Below are 17,231 nucleotides of genomic sequence, written 5' to 3' on the forward strand. Positions count from 1 at the left end.
CTATTCACCCTTCCAGACGGGTTCGCGCTTCTGCATGAAGGCCATGACACCTTCGAGGGTGTCGGCGCTGGTGGTGAGACGTGCAAGGGCCTTGTCGGTCAGCTCCCAGGGCAGGTCCTCGGCGGGGACGTTGCCGTCGATGATGCCGCGCGCGACGGTCTTGCTGGCCTGCACGGCGAGCGGAGCGCCCTTCGCGACGTCGGCGGCGAGAGCGAGAGCGGTGTCGAGGACCTCGGCCTGCGGGACGACCCGGTTGACGAGGCCCCAGCGCAGCGCGTCGGCGGACGACATCGGCTTGCCCGTCAGGACGAGTTCCATCGCGACGGCGCGGGGGATGGCCTGGCCGATGCGGAAGACACCACCGGCACCGGCGATCAGGCCGCGGTGCACCTCGGGCAGACCGAATTCGGCGCTCTCGGAGGCAACGACGAGATCGCTCGCGAGGGCGAGTTCGGTGCCACCGCCGAGGGCGGTGCCGTTGACCGCGGCGATGACGGGCTTGGAGATGTGGTGCTTGACGACACCGGCGAAGCCCCAGTGCGCGGTCTCGGGCGGGGTGACGCCGTCCGGTCCCTTGGTGCCGAGGGCCTTGAGGTCGGCGCCGCCGCAGAAGACGGCGTCGCCGGAGCCGGTGAGCACCACGACGCGCACGTCGCGGTCCTCCTCGGCGCGGTCCCAGGCCTCACCGAGTGCCTGGTGCACGTCGGCGTTGATGCTGTTGGCCGCCTTGGGACGGTTGATGGTGACGAGCAGGACGTGCTCGCGCTTCTCGACGAGAACGACGGGTTCGCTCACGACTGGGACTCCTCGGGGGACAGGTGCTCGATGCGGGTGACGGTGAGAGTGCCACCGTTGTCGGTGACGTGGACGGTCTCGCCGACGATGTCGGCACCGGCGGCGAGGACCGCGGCGCCGGTGGCGTCGGTCTGGCCGGAGACACGCCGGCCGTCGGGGGTGAGGCCGACGAGGAAACCGACCGACGGGTTGCCGTCGCGACCGAATTCGGCCGTGGCGGTGACGATCTGGACCTCGCCGCTGTAATCGGTGGCGGTCTCCGGCGCGGACGGCTCGAGCAGCACGTGCTCGGGGTCGCCGACGTAGCCGTCGGTGTGCGGTGCGCAGCCGAGGACCACGACGTGCTGGTAGGTCAGGTAGCCGCCGTTGCCGTGCACGAGGGCGAGCTCGCCGTCCTGGCGCAGCCGCTTGGCCACCGACACCACCGAGTGCAGCGTGTAGCTGTTGAGCGGGCCGCCGAAGAAGGAGTGGCCGCCGGTCACCGACGGGACGGTGTCGCGGGGGAGGCCGAGCTGCTCGATGAGCAGCTTCGGGACCACGGGGAAGCAGCTGTAGGCGTCGATGATGTCGAAGTCGCCGGGACGCAGGTCGGTCGCCGACAGCGTGCGCCGCAGCGCATCGTCGAGTGCGGCGGAGCGTCCGAAGTCGCCGCGGGCGAGCACGTCCGAGGGCTCGGTCGCGCCGGCGCCGCCCCACACGTAGAGCAGGTGGTCGTCGGGGACGCCGAGTTCGCGGGCCACGGCGAGCGAGGTGACGACCACGGCAGCGGCCTGGTCGACGAACGGCATCGCGTTGACCAGCAGCGGGTACGGATCGGTGACGAGGCGGTTCTTACCGGCGATGGTGCGGATGTCGTCGGCGGTACGGCGCTCGGGGTTCCAGGACGCCGGGTTCTCGGCGGCGAACTCGGAGAAGGCGGCGTACAGCGTCGCCGACCAGTCGAGCGACTTCTCGCGCGAGTGCCCGAGATCGTGGCTGAGCCGGTTCTCGAACAGCGGGTAGACCCGCGTGGGGACGATCATCCCGGCGCGCTGCATCGCCGGGCTGCCGAGGTCCTCGTTGCTGATCGGCGCGGGGCCGCCCGGGGCGGTGGTCCATCCGAGCGTGACCGGATCCGTTCCGGCCTTGTACGAGTTGGTCGCCGAGGCCTGCGCCTCGCCGCCGACGAGCAGCGCGACGGTGCTGGTGCCCGCGGCGATGTCGTGGCCGATGCGATCGAGCAGGGCCGCCGGCCAATGGCCGCCGATCGGCGTGGTCGACGTGTGCTCGGGCGTCGCGCCGAGACGTTCGGCGAGCAGGCCCGGCAGGTCGTCGTAGTTCCAGCTCGCGGTCTTGATCGCGTGGATGGTGTCGATCCGCGTGGCGAGATCGGCGCCGGAGTCGGCGATCGCGGCGAGGGTGGCCTCGTGGATGAGGTCGAGCGGTTCACGCGGGTCGGCGGGCGCACCGGCACGGCCGGAGCGCAGGTCGCCGACGCCGATCACGACGGGAACCCGAGTGGGGTCGGTCATGGCGTTCCTTCGGTCTGCTCTGGGGGAGGAGGACGCCGTCAGCTTAATACGGACGATTTCAGTCTGTAAATCGAGGAGTGGTCTGGCACACTTTCCCGACGTGACCGAAGCACCCGCACCGCGCCGCCGCGGACGCCCCCGCGACGCCGACCTCGAGGACCGCGTGTTCGACGCCGTGCTCGAGGTGTACTCCGAGACGAGCTGGCGTGGCTTCACGCTCGACGCGGTCGGACGACGCGCGCGGGTGGGGCGCGCCGCCCTCTACCGCCGGTGGTCGAGCAAGGACGACCTGCTGGTCCAGGCCCTCGAAGCGCGCAGCCCGCTGCCCGTGCCGATCGACACCGGCGCGCTCCGATCCGATCTCGTCGAACTCGCCCGGCAGCTGTTGCGCGGTTACCGGACCACCCCCGGCCTGGTGAGCCTGCGCGTCGCGCTCGACGCCCGCGCCAACCCCGAACTGCTCGCCCGGCTGATCCACACCCTCAACCGCAGCCGCGTGCTCGCGGCGCGCACGATCGTGCACCGCGCCGTCGAGCGCGGCGAACTCCCCGCCGACACCTCGGCGACGCTGCTGCTCGAGATGGTCACCGGCACCGTGCTCAGTCATGCCCTGTTCGCGTTGGCCACCCCGGACCAGAGCGTCGACGACGACTACGCCGAACTCGTCGTCGACGCGACCATCCGCGCGCTGCGCCGTCCCGAGTCGTGACCGGCACGCCCTCCCGTGACCGAATCGCGATCGAATGCTGCCTGGTAACAGTGTGATTCCGGCCGTCTGCGCCGGTCGTCCGGGCTAGCCTGGAATGCGAATACTCGCAGGGGGCGCCAATGGGAGGCTGACGATGGATGTGCAGGCGGTAGCGGAGATCACGCGGCTCAAACACCGTTATGCGCGAGCGCTCGACACGAAGGACTGGGACGAGCTGGCGAACACCCTCACCCCCGACGCACACGCCGTCTACGGGGAGCATCTCGTTTTCGACTCACGCGACGCCTTCATTGGTTTCCTCGAGAACACGCTGGGAACGCGCTTGATCACGGAGCACACCTGTTCCCATCCCGAGATCGACATCGCCGACGACGGCCGCAGCGCCACCGGGGTGTGGTTGCTGTCCGACACCGTGATCATCCCCGAGGACGGGATGATGCTGCGCGGCTCGGCCTACTATCACGATCGGTACAGCCTCGGTGACGACGGATGCTGGCGGATCAGCCGCACCGGATATCAACGCAACTGGGAGACGGTCACATGCATGGGCGACTCGCCTTCGGTCCGGTTGACGACCAATCGATGGGCACTGCTGCAGCAACCGAAAGCGTCCTGAGCGGGGACGACGAGATGGTCTCGGAGGGTTCCGGCGATTTTCCCCGTCCGGGGGCGCTGCCCTATCTGACGGTGCCGCGGGCCCACGAGGCGATCGAGTGGTACACCCGGGTCTTCGGAGCGTCGCTGACCGCCGAGCCGGTCGTCATGGACGACGGTCGCGTCGGGCACGCCGAACTGCGGTTCCCCAGCGGAATGATCTATCTCGCAGACGAATTCCCCGAACTCGGACTCACGGCGCCGCAGGAGGGGGCGGTCTCGGTGAGCCTGATGCTCGAGGTGGCCGACACCGACACGGTGCTCACCCGCGCCCGTCTGGCCGGCGGTTCGGTCGAGAGGTGGATCAACGAGGCCCACGGTCATCGCAACGCCACCCTGCTCGACCCCTTCGGGCATCGCTGGATGCTCGTCGGCCCGCTGACCGGCAAGCTGCCGCCACCTCGGGAGTGAGCTCCCGGATCGGTACCATGCGGCGATGAGTGAGATCGCGCGTCGCAGTGAGTTTCCCGATACCCGCGGCTGGATCCGGGCCCTGCCCACCCTCACGGCGTCCGCGCCGCCGTTCGCACCGGCCGCGACGCCGCAGGAGACCTTCCTCCGCTGGCTCACCGAGGCGACCGAGGCCGGCGTCGCCGAGCCGCACGCCGCGACCCTGTCGACCGTCGACCCGTCCGGAACGCCCGACGCGCGCATGCTGCTGATCAAGGACGTCACCGACGACGGCTGGTGGTTCTCCGGCGACGACCGTTCCCCGAAGGGCCGCCAGCTCGACGCGACACCGGCCGCCGCGCTCACCGTGTACTGGCGCGAACTCGGCCGGCAGGTACGCGTGCGCGGGCCCGTCCTGGCCGGCCCACCCGAGGTGTGTGCCCGCGACTTCCGGGAACGGTCGGTCTTCGCCCGTGCCGTCGCCTCCACGGGACACCAGAGCGAGGCCCTCACCGATTCCGCCGAGTACGACGACCTCGTACGGGAACGCCTGACCGCGCTCGAACACGATCCGGACCTCGTCTCACCGCACTGGACGGCGTGGTGCGTCGCCGCCGAGGCCGTGGAGTTCTGGCAGGCGGATCCCGGCCGGCGGCACCTGCGGTATCGCTACCGGCGTGCGGGGGAGCGGTGGGTCACCGAGGAACTTCATCCATGACGTGTCGCGTGGCAGGGACGAGTCGCCCGCGACCGGTAGGCTCCCGCCCGTGAATGAGTCCTTCATCCGCACACGCGTCGCCAACGGAGTCGGCGAAGTGCAACTCGACCGTCCCGGTGCGCTCAACGCGCTCGACCGGTCGATGATCCGCGACATCCGCTCGTCGCTTCTCGCCTGGCGCGACGACCCGGCCGTCACGGCCGTGCTCGTCACCAGTGCCTCCGACCGCGCGTTCTGCGCCGGTGGCGACGTCAAGCCGGTGCGCGAGCTGGCCCTCGAGGGGCGCTTCGACACCGTCCGCGAGTACTTCGCCGACGAGTACCGCCTCGACGAGCTGGTCGCCACCTACCCGAAGCCGTATCTCGCGGTCCTCGACGGCGTCACGATGGGGGGTGGCCTCGGTATCTCGGTGCACGGCGCGGTGCGCGTCACCACCGAGAAGACCACGATGGCCATGCCCGAGACGGCCATCGGGTTCGTTCCCGACATCGGGTCGAGCCACTTCCTCCCGCGCCTGCGCGGCACCACCGCGCGGTGCGATGCGGTGGGGATGTATCTCGGACTCACCGGCGCCCGCATCGATGCGGGCGACGCGCTGGCCGTCGGCCTGGCCACGCACTACGTGCCCAGCGCCCGCATCGACGACTTCGCCGACCGCATCCGCGCCGGGCAGTGGCGCGACGCCCTCGACGAGTTCGTCGAACCGGCCCCCGAATCCTCCCTGGCGCAGCGTTTCCCCGACATCGAGACGGTGTTCGGCGACGGCACGGTGCTCGACATGGCGACCCGCCTCGACAGCCTCGCCGACATCGACGCCGAGTGGGCCGAGCAGACCCGCACGGCCCTGCGGTCGTTGTCGCCGACGAGCGTGTGGGCCACGGCCGAACTGATGCGACGCGGTGCCGAGAGCACGCTCGAGGAATGCTTCGCCCACGAACTCGACGTCGCCGTGCGCGTCGCCGCGACGCCGGACTTCATCGAAGGTGTGCGCGCCGTGCTCGTCGACAAGACCCGCGACCCGCAGTGGTCGCCCGCGACGCTCGAGGACGTCGATCCGGCGGCGATCGCCGCACTGTTCGGCGACGGATAACCCGCGACCTACCGCCTCTACCGGGAGTGACGCTGCGGTACCTGCAGGTCGACGACGATGGGCTGCCCACCGAGGGTCGCGTGGATCTCGGGTTTCTCCAGCCCACCGGCGAGCAGGTACTCGCCGAGCAGGGTGAGCAGTTCGTCGTCGTCCGCTATCGGGTCGCCGTGCGAGCCGATGCCGCGCGAGTCGCGGGAGGTCAGTTCGTTCTGTGCGAGTCGCGCGGCGATACGCACCGATGCCACGCCCATCGAATTGCGCCGCGACGGGACCGGGCCCGGTGTGGTGATCGTGCCGAGGCTCTCGGTGGCCGTCGTGGTCGTCGTGGTGGTGGCGGGCCCACTCGCGGAGCCGTTCGTGCCGGTGCTGCTCACCAGGGTCGTTCCTTCCTCGGAATTGCCGGCGCCCACCCCGCCGGCCGGGTCACCTTCGAGCGATGCATCCCCCATGCTCGTGCGGTGTGTTCCGGGATCCGGCGTACTCGTCAGCGGGGTACTGCTCGGAAGAGGAGTGCTCGGCAGCGGGTAGACGAAGGTGCCCGAGCGCTTCGCGCGTCCGGATCGCCTGCCCGAATCCGCCGTCCCACCGGACGACAGGTCCTCACCGGCCGTGGCCGGTACGTCGTCGTTCATCGACACAACTCCTGATTCCACCCGAATACGTCGGATCGACGGAAGGGAAAGTATCAGTAAAATCCGCTGGACGCACTACCTGTCCGGCGTCGTCGGGACGCTCAGTCGGTCGCGGCGACCAACGGTTCGAGAGTCAGCTCCGGCAGCTCCTTGAGGATGTATTGCAGCCGCCACTTGTCGCTGACGAGAGCGAGGAGCACGCCGTCCGACCGGGTGAACACCTCGACGCCGCGCTGGCGGTTCAGCTCGTCGGCCGAGGCCGCATCGGTGCGACGCGCGAGCGAGTAGCCGAGATGCTCGATCTTCGGGTCGACGTTGTACTCGGCCTTCATCCGCGCCGCGACCACCTCGAACTGCATCGGACCCACGGCCGCCATCACCGGCGACGCGTCGCCGCGGACGTCGTTGCGGAGGATCTGCACGACGCCCTCGGAGTCGAGCTGGTCCACGGCCTTGCGGAACTGCTTGTACTTCGAGGCGCTCTCGGCCCGCAGGATCGCGAAGTGCTCGGGCGCGAACGACGGAATGGGCGGGAACTCCACCTTCTTGTCGACATAGAGGGTGTGGCCCGGTGCCAGCGCGGTCGCGTTGACCAGGCCGACGACGTCGCCGGGATAGGCGTTCTCCACCGTGGAGCGTTCGCGGCCGAAGACCGTCAGCGCGTATTTGGTGGCGAAGGGCTTGCCGGTCTGCGCGTGCGTGACCACCATGCCGCGCTCGAACACACCCGAGACGACTCGCATGAACGCGAGCCGGTCGCGGTGGGCGGTGTCCATGCCGGCCTGCACCTTGAACACGACGGCGCTGAACGGATCGTCGACCTCGCGAGCGGTCTCGTCGATCGCGAGGCGGGCCCGCGGCGGTGGTGCGAGCGTGATCAGGGTGTCGAGGATCTGCCGCACACCGAAGTTGAGCATCGCCGACGCGAAGATCACCGGGGAGGTCTGCCCGGCGAGGAACAGCTCCTGATCGTGGTCCTGGCCGTTGGCCGACAGCAGTTCGGATTCCTCGGCGGCTTCGACCCAGGTGTCGCCCTCGAGGGCGAGCGCCTCGTCGGGGGACAGATGCTCCTCGGGTGCGATCTTGGCGCCGCCGGCCGTGCGGGTGAACTTGATGTACTCGGCCGCGTCTCCGTCCTCGCCGCGGCGCAGCAGACCGCGGAAGTCGCCCGCGATACCCACGGGCCAGAACAGGGGAGTCGGCGTCAGGCCGATGCGCTCGTCGATCTCGTCGAGCAGTTCCAGCGGCGTCCGGCCGGGGCGGTCCCACTTGTTGATGACGGTGACCACGGGGATGCCCCGGTGGCGGCACACCTGGAACAGCTTCAGGGTCTGCGGCTCGAGACCCTTCGCCGCGTCGATGAGCATGACGGCGGCGTCGACGGCGGTGAGGACGCGGTAGGTGTCCTCCGAGAAGTCGGAGTGACCGGGGGTGTCGACGAGATTGACGACGTTGACGACCTCGTCGTCGGTGCCCGCGACGTCCGAGCGGGTGTAGTTGAACTGCAGAGCGGTGGAGCTGACGGAGATGCCGCGGGCCTTCTCCATCTCCATCCAGTCGGAGACCGTCGACTTGCGGCCGGCCTTGCCGTGGACCGCGCCGGCCTCGGAAATGACCTTCGCGTGCAGGGCGAGCGCCTCGGTGAGCGTCGACTTACCGGCGTCGGGGTGGGAGATGACGGCGAAGGTGCGTCTGCGCTCGGCTTCGGCTCTGACCTCCTTCGCGGACGCAGGCTTCGAGGCGCCGGTGGATTGACTGTCGGCCGAAGCGTGCGGGGTGCTCAACGGGAAAAACCTCTCGAAGGGGGCAGGGAGTAGGGGCGCTATCGCCGCCAACTCGTCCATGTTACTCGGCGATTCGGTGTCGATTTCCGCCAGATTCGATCACGTTTCCCCGAGGCCGCGCCATCCCGACCCCTCGAAGGCGCACGCTGATGTGCAACTACCGGATCTTGATCGAGGTCGTGCACCACCGGACGAGGAGCGGGTCGTGAGCAGGTTCACCGAGGAGATGTACGCGACGGCGGAGTCGGACACCGGGGCTCTGATCACCGGCGAACCGGATACGCCGCTGCGGCAGAGCTGGGGACGGATCCACCGTCAGGCCCGCCGCATGGCCGGCGCACTGGCTGCGGCGGGTATCGGACCCGGCGACGCGGTGGGCGTCCTCGCAGGCCAACCGGTGGACATCGCACCGGTCTGCCAGGCCGTGTGGATGCGCGGCGGAAGCGTGACGATGCTGCACCAGCCCACCCCGCGCACCGACCTGCAGATGTGGTCGCACGACACCGAGGTGGTGCTGCAGATGATCGACGCCCGGGCCGTCGTGCTCGGCGCACCCTTCGAGATCGCGGAGCCGCTGTTGCGCGAACGCGGCATCTCCGTCGTCACCGTGGAGCGGATGCGGGAGGGGAAGCCCGTCGATCCCGTCGACACGGCGGAGTCCGACATCGTGCTGCAGCAACTGACGTCCGGGTCCACCGGCTCGCCGAAGGCGGTGCGGATCACGCACGGCAACTTCTACGCCAACGCGACGGCGATGATGGACCGCGTCAAGTTCTCGCTCGACGACGACGTCATGATCAGCTGGCTGCCGCTGTTCCACGACATGGGCATGGTGGCCTTCCTCAGCGTCCCCATGCAGGTGGGCGCCGAGGTCGTGTCGGTCACGCCGCTGGACTTCCTGCGCTCGCCGATCCTGTGGGCGGAGCTGATCAGCAAGTACCACGGAACGCTCACCGCAGCACCGAATTTCGCGTACTCCTTGTTGGCCCGGAAGTTGTCGCAGGCGCCGGACGGCGCGCTCGACCTGTCGTCGATGCGCTGGATGTGGAACGGCGCCGAGCCGGTCGATCCCGACACGATGGAGGCCCTCGCGGAGGCCGGGGAGCGCTTCGGTCTCGACCCGTCCGCCCTCGCGCCCTCCTACGGGATGGCCGAGACCACGCTCGCGGTGTCGGTCCCCGATCCGGGACGCGGGATGGTGCTCGACGTGGTGGACCCCGACCTGCTCGAGGCCGGCGGGATGGCCGTGCCGACCAACCGCACCCACGCGCGCCGCATGCCCACCCTCGGCCGTCTCGTGGCCGGTCTCGAGGGCCGGGTCGTCGGCCGTGACGGACAGGTGCTGCCAGCCCGCGGCGTGGGCATCATCCAGTTGCGCGGCGAGGCCGTCACGCACGGCTATCTCACCGTGGACGGGCCCGTACCCGCGCAGGACGCCGACGGCTGGCTCGACACCGGCGACGCGGGTTACTTCACCGAGGAAGGGCTCGTCGTGGTGTGCGGCCGGGTGAAGGACGTCATCATCATGGGCGGCCGCAACATCTATCCCACCGACATCGAACGAGCGGCGGGGACCGTCGACGGCGTGCGTCCCGGCAACGCCGTCGCCATCCGGCTCGACGCGGGGGACAAGCGGGAATCGTTCGCGGTGGCGGTGGAGACCAAACTCTTCGACCATCCGGACGAGGTGCGCCGCATCGAACACGACGTCGTGCACGCGGTGGTCGCCGAGGTGGGCGTGCGGCCCCGCACGGTCGCGGTGCTCGGCCCCGGCAGCATCCCGAAGACCTCCTCGGGCAAGCTGCGTCGCGGCACCTCGCTGGCGTTGCTGACGCGAGCCTGACCTCACGCACGCCTCCTCGGCGGAGGCGGGTGGTCAGTGGATGCGGTTCTGGGCGCCTTCGAGACCGAGCTTCAGCAGCAGTTCGACGGCGTCGGCGCCTTCCTCGCACCACACGTCGAGTTCCTTGCGTTCGGTGGCCGAGAACGGCTTGAGCACGAAGTCGGCGGGATCCTGGCGGCCGGGCGGGCGGCCGATGCCCATCCGGACCCGCAGGTAGTCCTTGGTGCCGAGCGCCGACGAGGTGGACCGCAGGCCGTTGTGCCCGTTCTCACCACCGCCGAGCTTGAGCCGGATCGTCCCGAAGTCCAGGTCGAGTTCATCGTGCACGACGATCACGTTCGCGGGATCGACCGAGAAGAACTTGGCAAGGGAGGCGACCGGGCCGCCGGACAGGTTCATGTAGGTGCGCGGCTTCGCGATGATCACCTGCCGCCCGTCGAGCCGGGCCTGCACGATGTCGGCGTTGCTGCGCTTGTGCGCGGAGAACTTGCCGCCGACGCGTCCGGCCAGCACGTCGACCACCATGAATCCGATGTTGTGCCGGGTGTTCTCGTACTTCGGGCCGGGGTTGCCGAGACCGACCACGAGCGCGGCGTCGTCGCCCACGAACTGATCCTTCCGTGCATTCGAACGACGTGCGGCGCGCCACCCCGAAGGGATGACGCGCCGCACGAGTGACTTCACAGGGAGCCGGTGATGGCTCAGGCCTCCTCGGAGGCCTCTTCGGCGGTCTCTTCGCCCTCGGCGCCTTCCATGGCGTCGGCGGAGGGAGCCTCGACGATGTTCACGAGCAGCAGCTCGGGATCGTCCTGCAGGGTCGCGCCGGCGGGCAGCTCGACGCCACCGGCCAGGATCTGGGTGCCGGCCTCGGCGCCCTCGATCGAGACGGTGATCTCCTCGGGGATGTTCAGGGCGTCGGCCTCGAGCTTGATGGTGTTGACCTCGTTGACCACCAGCGTGCCGGAGCCGGCCTCACCGGCGAGGACGACGGGCACCTCGACGGTGACCTTCTCGCCCTTCTTCACGACGAGCAGGTCGGCGTGCTCGATGTAGCGGCGGATGGGGTGGACGACGACCGACTTGGTCAGCGCGAGCTGGTCCTCGCCGTCGATGTCGAGGGTGAGGATGGCGTTGGTGCCGTGGTTACGCAGCACGGCTGCGAACTCGAGGTCGGGGAGGGCGAGGTGCCGGGGCTCGGTGCCGTGGCCGTAGAGGACGGCGGGGACCTGGCCGGCGCGACGGGCGCGGCGTGCGGCACCCTTGCCGAACTCGGTGCGGACGCTGGCTACGAGACGATTCTCGTCGGACATGATGTGACGGCTCCTACGCTGGTGGCACTTCGTGGTCGGGTGTTCTCGAACGAACGGATCCGACACGTGCGACCGGGGAGCACATTGCTTCCGTCGCAGCCGCGTCGATCACGGTGATCCAGCGATATTGCGGTTCACCCTCGCCGAGACAACTCGAACCACTTTACCGGACGACGTCGAGCGGGGACAAACAGCCCTGTCGTCGGCCCGCGCGAGCTTCACGAGCGGGCGATGTCGTGCACCGAGGCGAGGAACCTGTCGACGTCGGCGGGGGAGACGAAGTAGTGGGGCGACGCCCGCACCACCGACTGCAGGTCGCGCGAGGTCATGTCCAGCAACGTCGAGCTGCGGTTGCTGACCGTGACCGTCACCGACCGCTCGGCCAGGGCGTCGCGGACCTCCTGCGGGTCGCGGCCGTCCACGGTGAACGAGACGATGCCGCTGCGCTGCTCGCCGAGATCGGTGACGGTCACGCCGTCGATGCCGGCGAGCCCGTCGCGCACGTGCCCGGCCCGGTAGGCCACCGCCTCGGACACGGCGTCGACACCCAGGTCGAGGAGGTAGTCCACGGCAGCGCCGAGCCCGAGCCTGGCCGCCACCCCGGCCTCCCACATCTCGAAGCGGGTGGCGTCCGGGGCGAGTTCGTAGCTGTCGGCCGAGGTCCACGAGGCACTGTGCAGGTCGAGCACGGCCGGTTCGAGTTCGGTCACCAGTCGTGGGCGCACGTAGAGGAACCCGGTGCCGCGCGGACCGCGGAGCCACTTGCGCCCGGTGCCCGACAGCGCGTCGACGTCGAGTTCGGGCACGCTCACCGGCAGCTGCCCCACCGACTGGCACGCGTCGAGCAGCACGAGCGCCCCGACCGCGTGCGCGGCGTCGGCGATCTCCCGGACGGGGTTGACCAGCCCGCCGTTGGTGGGGGCGTGCACGACGGACACGAGCCGCACCCGTTCGTCGAGCGTCCCCTCGAGTGCCTCGACGTCGATGCGACCGGACGGATCGGACGGAACGACCTCGACGGTGGCGCCGGTCGCCCGCGCGCGCTGCAGCGCGGCGATCGCGTTCGCGGCGTATTCGGCCTGCGAGATCAGGATGCGGTCGCCGGGTCGCAGCGGCACGGCGTAGAAGAAGGACGTCCATGCCCGCGAGGCCCCGTCGGACAGTGCGACGGAGGTCTCCGGCACGTCGAACAGGCGACCGAGCGAGGTCTTCACGGCCGTCAGGTCGTCGAGCCGCTCGTCGGCCGCCACGTACCCGCCGACCTCGGCCTCTCGGCGCAGGTGCGCGAGCATCGTCTCGAGCACCGGCGTCGGCGGCAGCGACGAGCCGGCGCTGTCGAGGAAGACCCGGTCGAAGCATCCCGGTGTGTCGCGTCGGGCCGCCTGAAGGTCCAGCACGGACCCCTCACCTCCTCGGTCGTCCGTATCGTCGGGGTCGAGCCTGCCCGGTGGAGTGGGTTCGCGCACGCACCGGTGCGTTATCCGCGCGTCGTGTCCCCGACCGGGTTAGTCTCGACCGCAGACCTGGCGCACCGGCCGAGGGGGTGGACGAATGGCAATGGCAGTCGATGCCGCAGCCTTCCGTGCCCGTAAGGAAATCGGCTCCCGAGCAGCAGCGGAGGACCACGTCCGCAGCAGGGCGTTCCGGCTGGGAATCCCCAGGTTGATCGGGGTCGAACTCGAATGGCTCACCGCGCGGGCCGACGGCACCGAATCGCGTCCCGAACTCACGACGCTCGTCGAGGCCCTCGGGCCGCACGCGCCGCGCGCGGTGGCCCCGTCGTCGTCCGCCCGTCCGCTGCCGTCGGGCAGCGCGGTCAGCGTCGAGCCGGGTGGTCAGGTCGAACTGTCGAGCGTGCCGTGCACCTCGGCACGGCAGGTGTGCGATCGGCTCACGGCCGACCTCCGCATGCTCCGTGCGTTGCTGGCCCGCCGGTCGGTGATCATGCTCGACCGCGCCGCTGATGAGGTGCGGCCTCCCCACCGTCTGCTGCGCACCCCGCGCTACGGGGCGATGGAACTCCGCTACGACCGGATCGGCCCGATGGGCCGGTTGATGATGAACAGCACTGCGTCCGTTCAGGTTTCCGTCGACGCGGGACGCGACGAGCGGGAGATCGTGCAGCGCTGGGAGTTGCTCCACGCCATCGGCCCGGCGATGATCGCGGCCTTCGCGTGCTCGCCCCGGCTGCGAGGTGCTCCGGAGGGCGACTGGGCATCGCAGCGGATGCGCACGTGGCTCGAACTCGATCCCGCCCTCGGCCACGTCGACCATCCCGCCGACTACCCCGCATGGGTGCTCGACGCACCGCTGACCTGCGTGCGTTCGGAAATGCCCGAATGGTACGCACCGCCCGGCGCCACCTTCGCGGCGTGGCTCGCGGGCGAGCTCGACGCCGACATCCGCCGCCGACCCACCGTCGACGACCTCGACTACCACATGACGACGCTGTTCCCGCCCGTTCGTCCGTGCGGGCATCTCGAGGTGCGCTATCTCGACGCGCAGCCGGCCGAGTCGTGGCAGGTGCCCGTCGCGGCTCTCGAGGCGTTGCTGTCGGCGCCCGAGGTCTCCGCGGAGGCGTGCGCGATCGCCGCGCCGGTGCGCGACCAGTGGGCCGAGGCGGCCCGCGTCGGCCTCGTCTCACTCGAATTACGTGCTGCCGCAGCAGGTCTGCTCTCGCTCGCGGCGGAGTCCTCCCGCGACATGCGGTTCACCGCGGCGCTCGACGCGGCCGCAGCACGGTGCCTGCGCGGATTGGCGCCGGGTGAGGAGGTGCGGTGACACCTGCTCGTGTTGCGCTCAGGCGTCACCTCGAGCGGGCGCGTGCCCGCACCGAGGTGCTCACCTCCGTGCCGGAACAGGATCTCACCGCACAACATTCGCCGCTGATGAGCCCGCTGGTGTGGGATCTCGCGCACATCGCCAACCAGGAGGAGCGCTGGCTCGTGCGGGTCGCGGGCAGGCGCCCTGCGGTCCGCGGCGACATCGACGATCTCTACGACGCGTTCCGGCATCCCCGCGCGACCCGCACGGGGCTGCCGCTGCTCGACCCCGAGGCCGCCCGCGGCTACGCGCGTGCCGTCCGTGATCTCACCTGGGACGTGCTCGAGCACAGTGCATTCGACGACGAGCTGACCCGCGAGGGTTTCGTCTTCGCGATGGTCGCGCAGCACGAACAGCAGCACGACGAGACGATGCTCGCGACACACCAACTGCGACAGGGTCCGCCGCTGCTCGACGCGCCGGAAGCGCCGCGCACCGGAACCGTCCGCGACACCGAACGCGTCCGGATCCCCGCCGGCGCATTCGAGATGGGGACGTCCACCGATCCGTGGGCCCTCGACAACGAACGCCCGGCGCATGTCGTGGAGGTGCCGGAGTTCGAACTCGACGCCGTGCCCGTCACCAACCGTCGGTACCTCGAGTTCATCGAGGACGGTGGCTACGAGCGGCCCGAACTGTGGAGCGAGGTGGGCCGGCAGCACCGCCTCGACGCCGGTCTCGAGGCCCCGCAGTTCTGGAGTCGCGACGAAACCGGATGGAGCCGAACGGCCTTCGGTCGTACCGCGCCGCTGAACCCGGACGAGCCGGTCGTGCACGTGTGCTTCCACGAGGCCGAGGCGTTCGCCCGCTGGGTCGGTGGGCGTCTTCCGACCGAGGCCGAATGGGAGAAGGCGGCGCGCTGGGATCCGGCCACCGGACGCAGCCGCCGATTCCCCTGGGGCGACGAGGATCCCGGTCCCGGACACGCCAATCTCGGTCAGCGTCATCTCGGTCCCGCCGTGGTCGGCGCGTATCCGGAGGGGGCGTCGCCGCTCGGGGTGCATCAGCTGATCGGCGACGTGTGGGAGTGGACGTCCACGCCGTTCACCGGCTATCCGGGCTTCCGTGCGTTCCCCTACCGCGAGTACTCGGAGGTCTTCTTCGGCGACGGACACCGGGTGCTGCGCGGAGGATCGTTCGGGACCGACGAGGTCGCGTGCCGCGGAACCTTCCGCAACTGGGACCTGCCCGTCCGTCGTCAGATCTTCGCCGGGTTCCGCGTCGCATACGGGACGGGCGATGTGTAGACACCTGGCGTACATCGGGCCGGAGACGAACGTCGCCGCACTGCTGTCCACCGGAACCAATTCGCTGCTCCGCCAGTCGTGGTCGCCCACCGACATGCGTGGGGGAGGCACGATCAACGCCGACGGTTTCGGTGTCGGATGGTGGAGTGCCGAGGGCACCTTCGGGCGTTACCGGTCGGCGTTGCCGATCTGGTCCGATCCCTTCCTCGGTGAGGGTCTGACGTCGATACGGTCGCGCACCGTCGTCGCCGCGACCCGCTCGGCCACCGAGGGGATGCCCGTCGAACGGTCGGCGGCCGCGCCCTTCTCCGACGACCGGTGGGCGTTCAGTCTCAACGGTGTCGTCCGGGGCTGGCCGGGATCACTCGTCACCCTCGCCGCCGCACTGCCCGTCGCCGAACTGCTGCGGCTCGAATCGCCGACCGACGCCGCCACGCTGTGGCTCCTGCTGCAGTCGCGGCTGCGCTCGGCCGACCCCGAACCGGCGCTGATCTCACTCGTCCACGACGTGCTCGAACTCGCACCGGACTCGCGGCTGAACATGTTGCTGTGCAACGAGTCCGGGATCTGGGCGACCGCCTGGTACCACTCGCTGTGGACGTTCGTCGACGAGCAGGTCGCGATCGTGGCATCCGAACCGTTCGACGACGACAGCCGCTGGAAACCCGTACCCGACCGGCATCTCGTCGCCGCGATGCCGGGCAAACTCATCGTCTCACCACTGGAGGTCGGCTCACCGTGATCGTCGACGTGCACCTGCGCCCCGAGGACCTCGACGCCAAACTGCGCGAGGACGCACGGCGCGGACTCACGTCCGATCCCAAGTACCTGTTGCCGACCTGGCTGTACGACGCGCGGGGCAGCGAACTGTTCGACGAGATCACGCGACTGCCCGAGTACTATCCGACGCGCACCGAATTCGCACTGCTGCGACAGCACGCCGCCGACTTCGCCGACGCCGCCCGCCCCGAGATGCTCGTCGAACTCGGCTCCGGGTCGTCCGAGAAGACGCACGTGCTGCTCGACGCCCTCGAGCCGTATCTCCACACCTACGTACCGCAGGACGTCTCCGAACCGGCGTTGCGGTCGGCCGTCGCCCGCTTGGCGGCGGAGTATCCGAACCTGACGGTGCACGGGGTGGTCGGCGACTTCACCGATTCGCTCGCGCATCTCCCTGCCGGCGGGAAACGCGCGATCGCGTTCCTCGGCGGCACGATCGGCAACCTCGTCCCGAGCGAACGCGCACAGTTCCTCGCCGGGACCGCCGCGATCCTCCACCCCGGCGAGTGGCTGCTGCTCGGGGCGGGGCTCGTTATCGACCGCGACACCCTGATCGCCGCCTACGACGACGCGGCCGGCGTGACGGCGGAGTTCGACCGGAACGTCCTGCGGGTGCTCAACGCCCGGCTCGGCGCCGACTTCGATCCCGCCCGGTTCGTACACCGCGCCGTCTGGGACCCGGAGAACGAGTGGATCGAGATGCGCCTCGAGGCGACCGAGGCGATGGACGTGACGATCCCGGGCCTCGATCTGCAGATCTCCTTCGCGGAGGGTGAGCAGATCCGGACCGAGATCTCCGCGAAGTTCCGTCTCGTCGGTATCTCGCAGGAACTCGCCGATGCGGGATTCGTCGTCCGGCACGAATGGGTGGATCCGGACGGACGGTTCGTCCTGCTCGCCGCCTCCCGGGAGTAGTCCTCGAAAGGCGGCCGACGAGCCGATTCG

17 protein-coding genes are annotated in these 17,231 nt (G+C 69.8%); 10 read left to right on the forward strand and 7 right to left on the reverse strand.

From position 1 onward, the window contains the following. Together CKW34_RS05445 and CKW34_RS05450 are read right to left on the reverse strand one after the other, a co-directional pair. Positions 1–795: an enoyl-CoA hydratase/isomerase family protein gene (locus tag CKW34_RS05445; protein WP_059381643.1), complete on the reverse strand. Its 795-nt coding sequence runs from the start codon at positions 793–795 to the stop codon at positions 1–3. Continuing rightward, positions 792–2,306 carry a hypothetical protein gene (locus CKW34_RS05450; protein ID WP_059381642.1) on the reverse strand — a complete coding sequence of 505 codons (1,515 nt, stop codon included), beginning with the start codon at positions 2,304–2,306 and terminating at the stop codon, positions 792–794. Before CKW34_RS05450 ends, CKW34_RS05445 begins: the two co-directional genes overlap by 4 nt. Positions 2,307–2,406: 100 nt before the next feature. Between CKW34_RS05450 and CKW34_RS05455 the strand changes: the two genes are divergently transcribed. The 5 genes from CKW34_RS05455 (at position 2,407) to CKW34_RS05475 (ending at position 5,867) form a co-directional block, all read left to right on the forward strand. Further along, complete coding sequence (locus CKW34_RS05455; RefSeq protein ID WP_059381641.1) at positions 2,407–3,015, forward strand: TetR/AcrR family transcriptional regulator; 609 nt, start codon at positions 2,407–2,409, stop codon at positions 3,013–3,015. A 133-nt stretch (positions 3,016–3,148) separates the two neighbouring features. Next, positions 3,149–3,631, forward strand: a complete 483-nt coding sequence (locus CKW34_RS05460; RefSeq protein ID WP_059381640.1) for a nuclear transport factor 2 family protein — start codon at positions 3,149–3,151, stop codon at positions 3,629–3,631. 14 nt (positions 3,632–3,645) lie between these two features. After that, the gene (locus tag CKW34_RS05465) at positions 3,646–4,080 is read left to right on the forward strand and encodes a VOC family protein (protein ID WP_024103221.1); all 435 of its coding nucleotides are present in this window, start codon (positions 3,646–3,648) and stop codon (positions 4,078–4,080) included. Positions 4,081–4,105: 25 nt separating this feature from the next. Continuing rightward, the gene (locus CKW34_RS05470; protein WP_059381639.1) at positions 4,106–4,777 is read left to right on the forward strand and encodes a pyridoxine/pyridoxamine 5'-phosphate oxidase; all 672 of its coding nucleotides are present in this window, start codon (positions 4,106–4,108) and stop codon (positions 4,775–4,777) included. Between the two features lie 49 nt (positions 4,778–4,826). Continuing rightward, positions 4,827–5,867, forward strand: a complete 1,041-nt coding sequence (locus tag CKW34_RS05475) for an enoyl-CoA hydratase/isomerase family protein (protein WP_059381638.1) — start codon at positions 4,827–4,829, stop codon at positions 5,865–5,867. Positions 5,868–5,884: 17 nt separating this feature from the next. Here the strand turns inward: CKW34_RS05475 and CKW34_RS05480 are convergent, their stop codons facing one another. Together CKW34_RS05480 and CKW34_RS05485 are read right to left on the reverse strand one after the other, a co-directional pair. Further along, complete coding sequence (locus CKW34_RS05480; RefSeq protein WP_064059819.1) at positions 5,885–6,499, reverse strand: hypothetical protein; 615 nt, start codon at positions 6,497–6,499, stop codon at positions 5,885–5,887. A 101-nt stretch (positions 6,500–6,600) separates the two neighbouring features. Beyond that, positions 6,601–8,283, reverse strand: a complete 1,683-nt coding sequence (locus CKW34_RS05485) for a peptide chain release factor 3 (RefSeq protein ID WP_059381636.1) — start codon at positions 8,281–8,283, stop codon at positions 6,601–6,603. 205 nt (positions 8,284–8,488) lie between these two features. Here CKW34_RS05485 and CKW34_RS05490 point away from each other — a divergent pair, with 205 nt between their 5' ends. Then, a complete protein-coding gene (locus tag CKW34_RS05490) occupies positions 8,489–10,126 on the forward strand; it encodes a fatty acyl-AMP ligase (protein WP_059381635.1) in 1,638 nt (545 codons plus the stop codon). A gap of 33 nt (positions 10,127–10,159) precedes the next feature. Here CKW34_RS05490 and pth read toward each other — a convergent pair whose 3' ends face one another. From pth to CKW34_RS05505, 3 genes are all read right to left on the reverse strand, one after another. After that, a complete protein-coding gene (gene pth / locus CKW34_RS05495; RefSeq protein WP_059381761.1) occupies positions 10,160–10,732 on the reverse strand; it encodes an aminoacyl-tRNA hydrolase in 573 nt (190 codons plus the stop codon). A 95-nt stretch (positions 10,733–10,827) separates the two neighbouring features. Then, a complete protein-coding gene (locus CKW34_RS05500; protein WP_059381634.1) occupies positions 10,828–11,436 on the reverse strand; it encodes a 50S ribosomal protein L25/general stress protein Ctc in 609 nt (202 codons plus the stop codon). Between the two features lie 218 nt (positions 11,437–11,654). Then, complete coding sequence (locus CKW34_RS05505) at positions 11,655–12,833, reverse strand: aminotransferase class V-fold PLP-dependent enzyme (protein WP_059381633.1); 1,179 nt, start codon at positions 12,831–12,833, stop codon at positions 11,655–11,657. Positions 12,834–12,987: 154 nt separating this feature from the next. Here CKW34_RS05505 and egtA point away from each other — a divergent pair, with 154 nt between their 5' ends. The 4 genes from egtA to egtD are packed head-to-tail and all read left to right on the forward strand — an operon-like array spanning position 12,988 to position 17,201. Then, positions 12,988–14,217: an ergothioneine biosynthesis glutamate--cysteine ligase EgtA gene (egtA, locus tag CKW34_RS05510; protein ID WP_059381632.1), complete on the forward strand. Its 1,230-nt coding sequence runs from the start codon at positions 12,988–12,990 to the stop codon at positions 14,215–14,217. Then, the gene (egtB, locus tag CKW34_RS05515; RefSeq protein WP_059381631.1) at positions 14,214–15,506 is read left to right on the forward strand and encodes an ergothioneine biosynthesis protein EgtB; all 1,293 of its coding nucleotides are present in this window, start codon (positions 14,214–14,216) and stop codon (positions 15,504–15,506) included. The genes egtA and egtB overlap by 4 nt, the downstream gene beginning before the upstream one ends. Then, complete coding sequence (egtC, locus tag CKW34_RS05520; protein ID WP_059381630.1) at positions 15,499–16,248, forward strand: ergothioneine biosynthesis protein EgtC; 750 nt, start codon at positions 15,499–15,501, stop codon at positions 16,246–16,248. Before egtB ends, egtC begins: the two co-directional genes overlap by 8 nt. Further along, positions 16,245–17,201 carry an L-histidine N(alpha)-methyltransferase gene (gene egtD / locus CKW34_RS05525; protein WP_059381629.1) on the forward strand — a complete coding sequence of 319 codons (957 nt, stop codon included), beginning with the start codon at positions 16,245–16,247 and terminating at the stop codon, positions 17,199–17,201. The genes egtC and egtD overlap by 4 nt, the downstream gene beginning before the upstream one ends. Positions 17,202–17,231: the final 30 nt, after the last annotated feature.

Source organism: Rhodococcus rhodochrous (assembly GCF_900187265.1).
Lineage (GTDB): Bacteria > Actinomycetota > Actinomycetes > Mycobacteriales > Mycobacteriaceae > Rhodococcus > Rhodococcus rhodochrous.

Bases quoted from the DNA above. Each gene is read 5' to 3' on its own strand.
- CKW34_RS05460 (WP_059381640.1), top strand. From the start codon at position 3,149: ATGGATGTGCAGGCGGTAGCGGAGATCACGCGGCTCAAACACCGTTAT.
- CKW34_RS05450 (WP_059381642.1), bottom strand. From the start codon at position 2,306: ATGACCGACCCCACTCGGGTTCCCGTCGTGATCGGCGTCGGCGACCTG.
- CKW34_RS05480 (WP_064059819.1), bottom strand. From the start codon at position 6,499: ATGAACGACGACGTACCGGCCACGGCCGGTGAGGACCTGTCGTCCGGT.
- egtA (WP_059381632.1), top strand. From the start codon at position 12,988: ATGGCAATGGCAGTCGATGCCGCAGCCTTCCGTGCCCGTAAGGAAATC.
- egtC (WP_059381630.1), top strand. From the start codon at position 15,499: ATGTGTAGACACCTGGCGTACATCGGGCCGGAGACGAACGTCGCCGCA.
- CKW34_RS05470 (WP_059381639.1), top strand. From the start codon at position 4,106: ATGAGTGAGATCGCGCGTCGCAGTGAGTTTCCCGATACCCGCGGCTGG.
- CKW34_RS05500 (WP_059381634.1), bottom strand. From the start codon at position 11,436: ATGTCCGACGAGAATCGTCTCGTAGCCAGCGTCCGCACCGAGTTCGGC.
- CKW34_RS05465 (WP_024103221.1), top strand. From the start codon at position 3,646: ATGGTCTCGGAGGGTTCCGGCGATTTTCCCCGTCCGGGGGCGCTGCCC.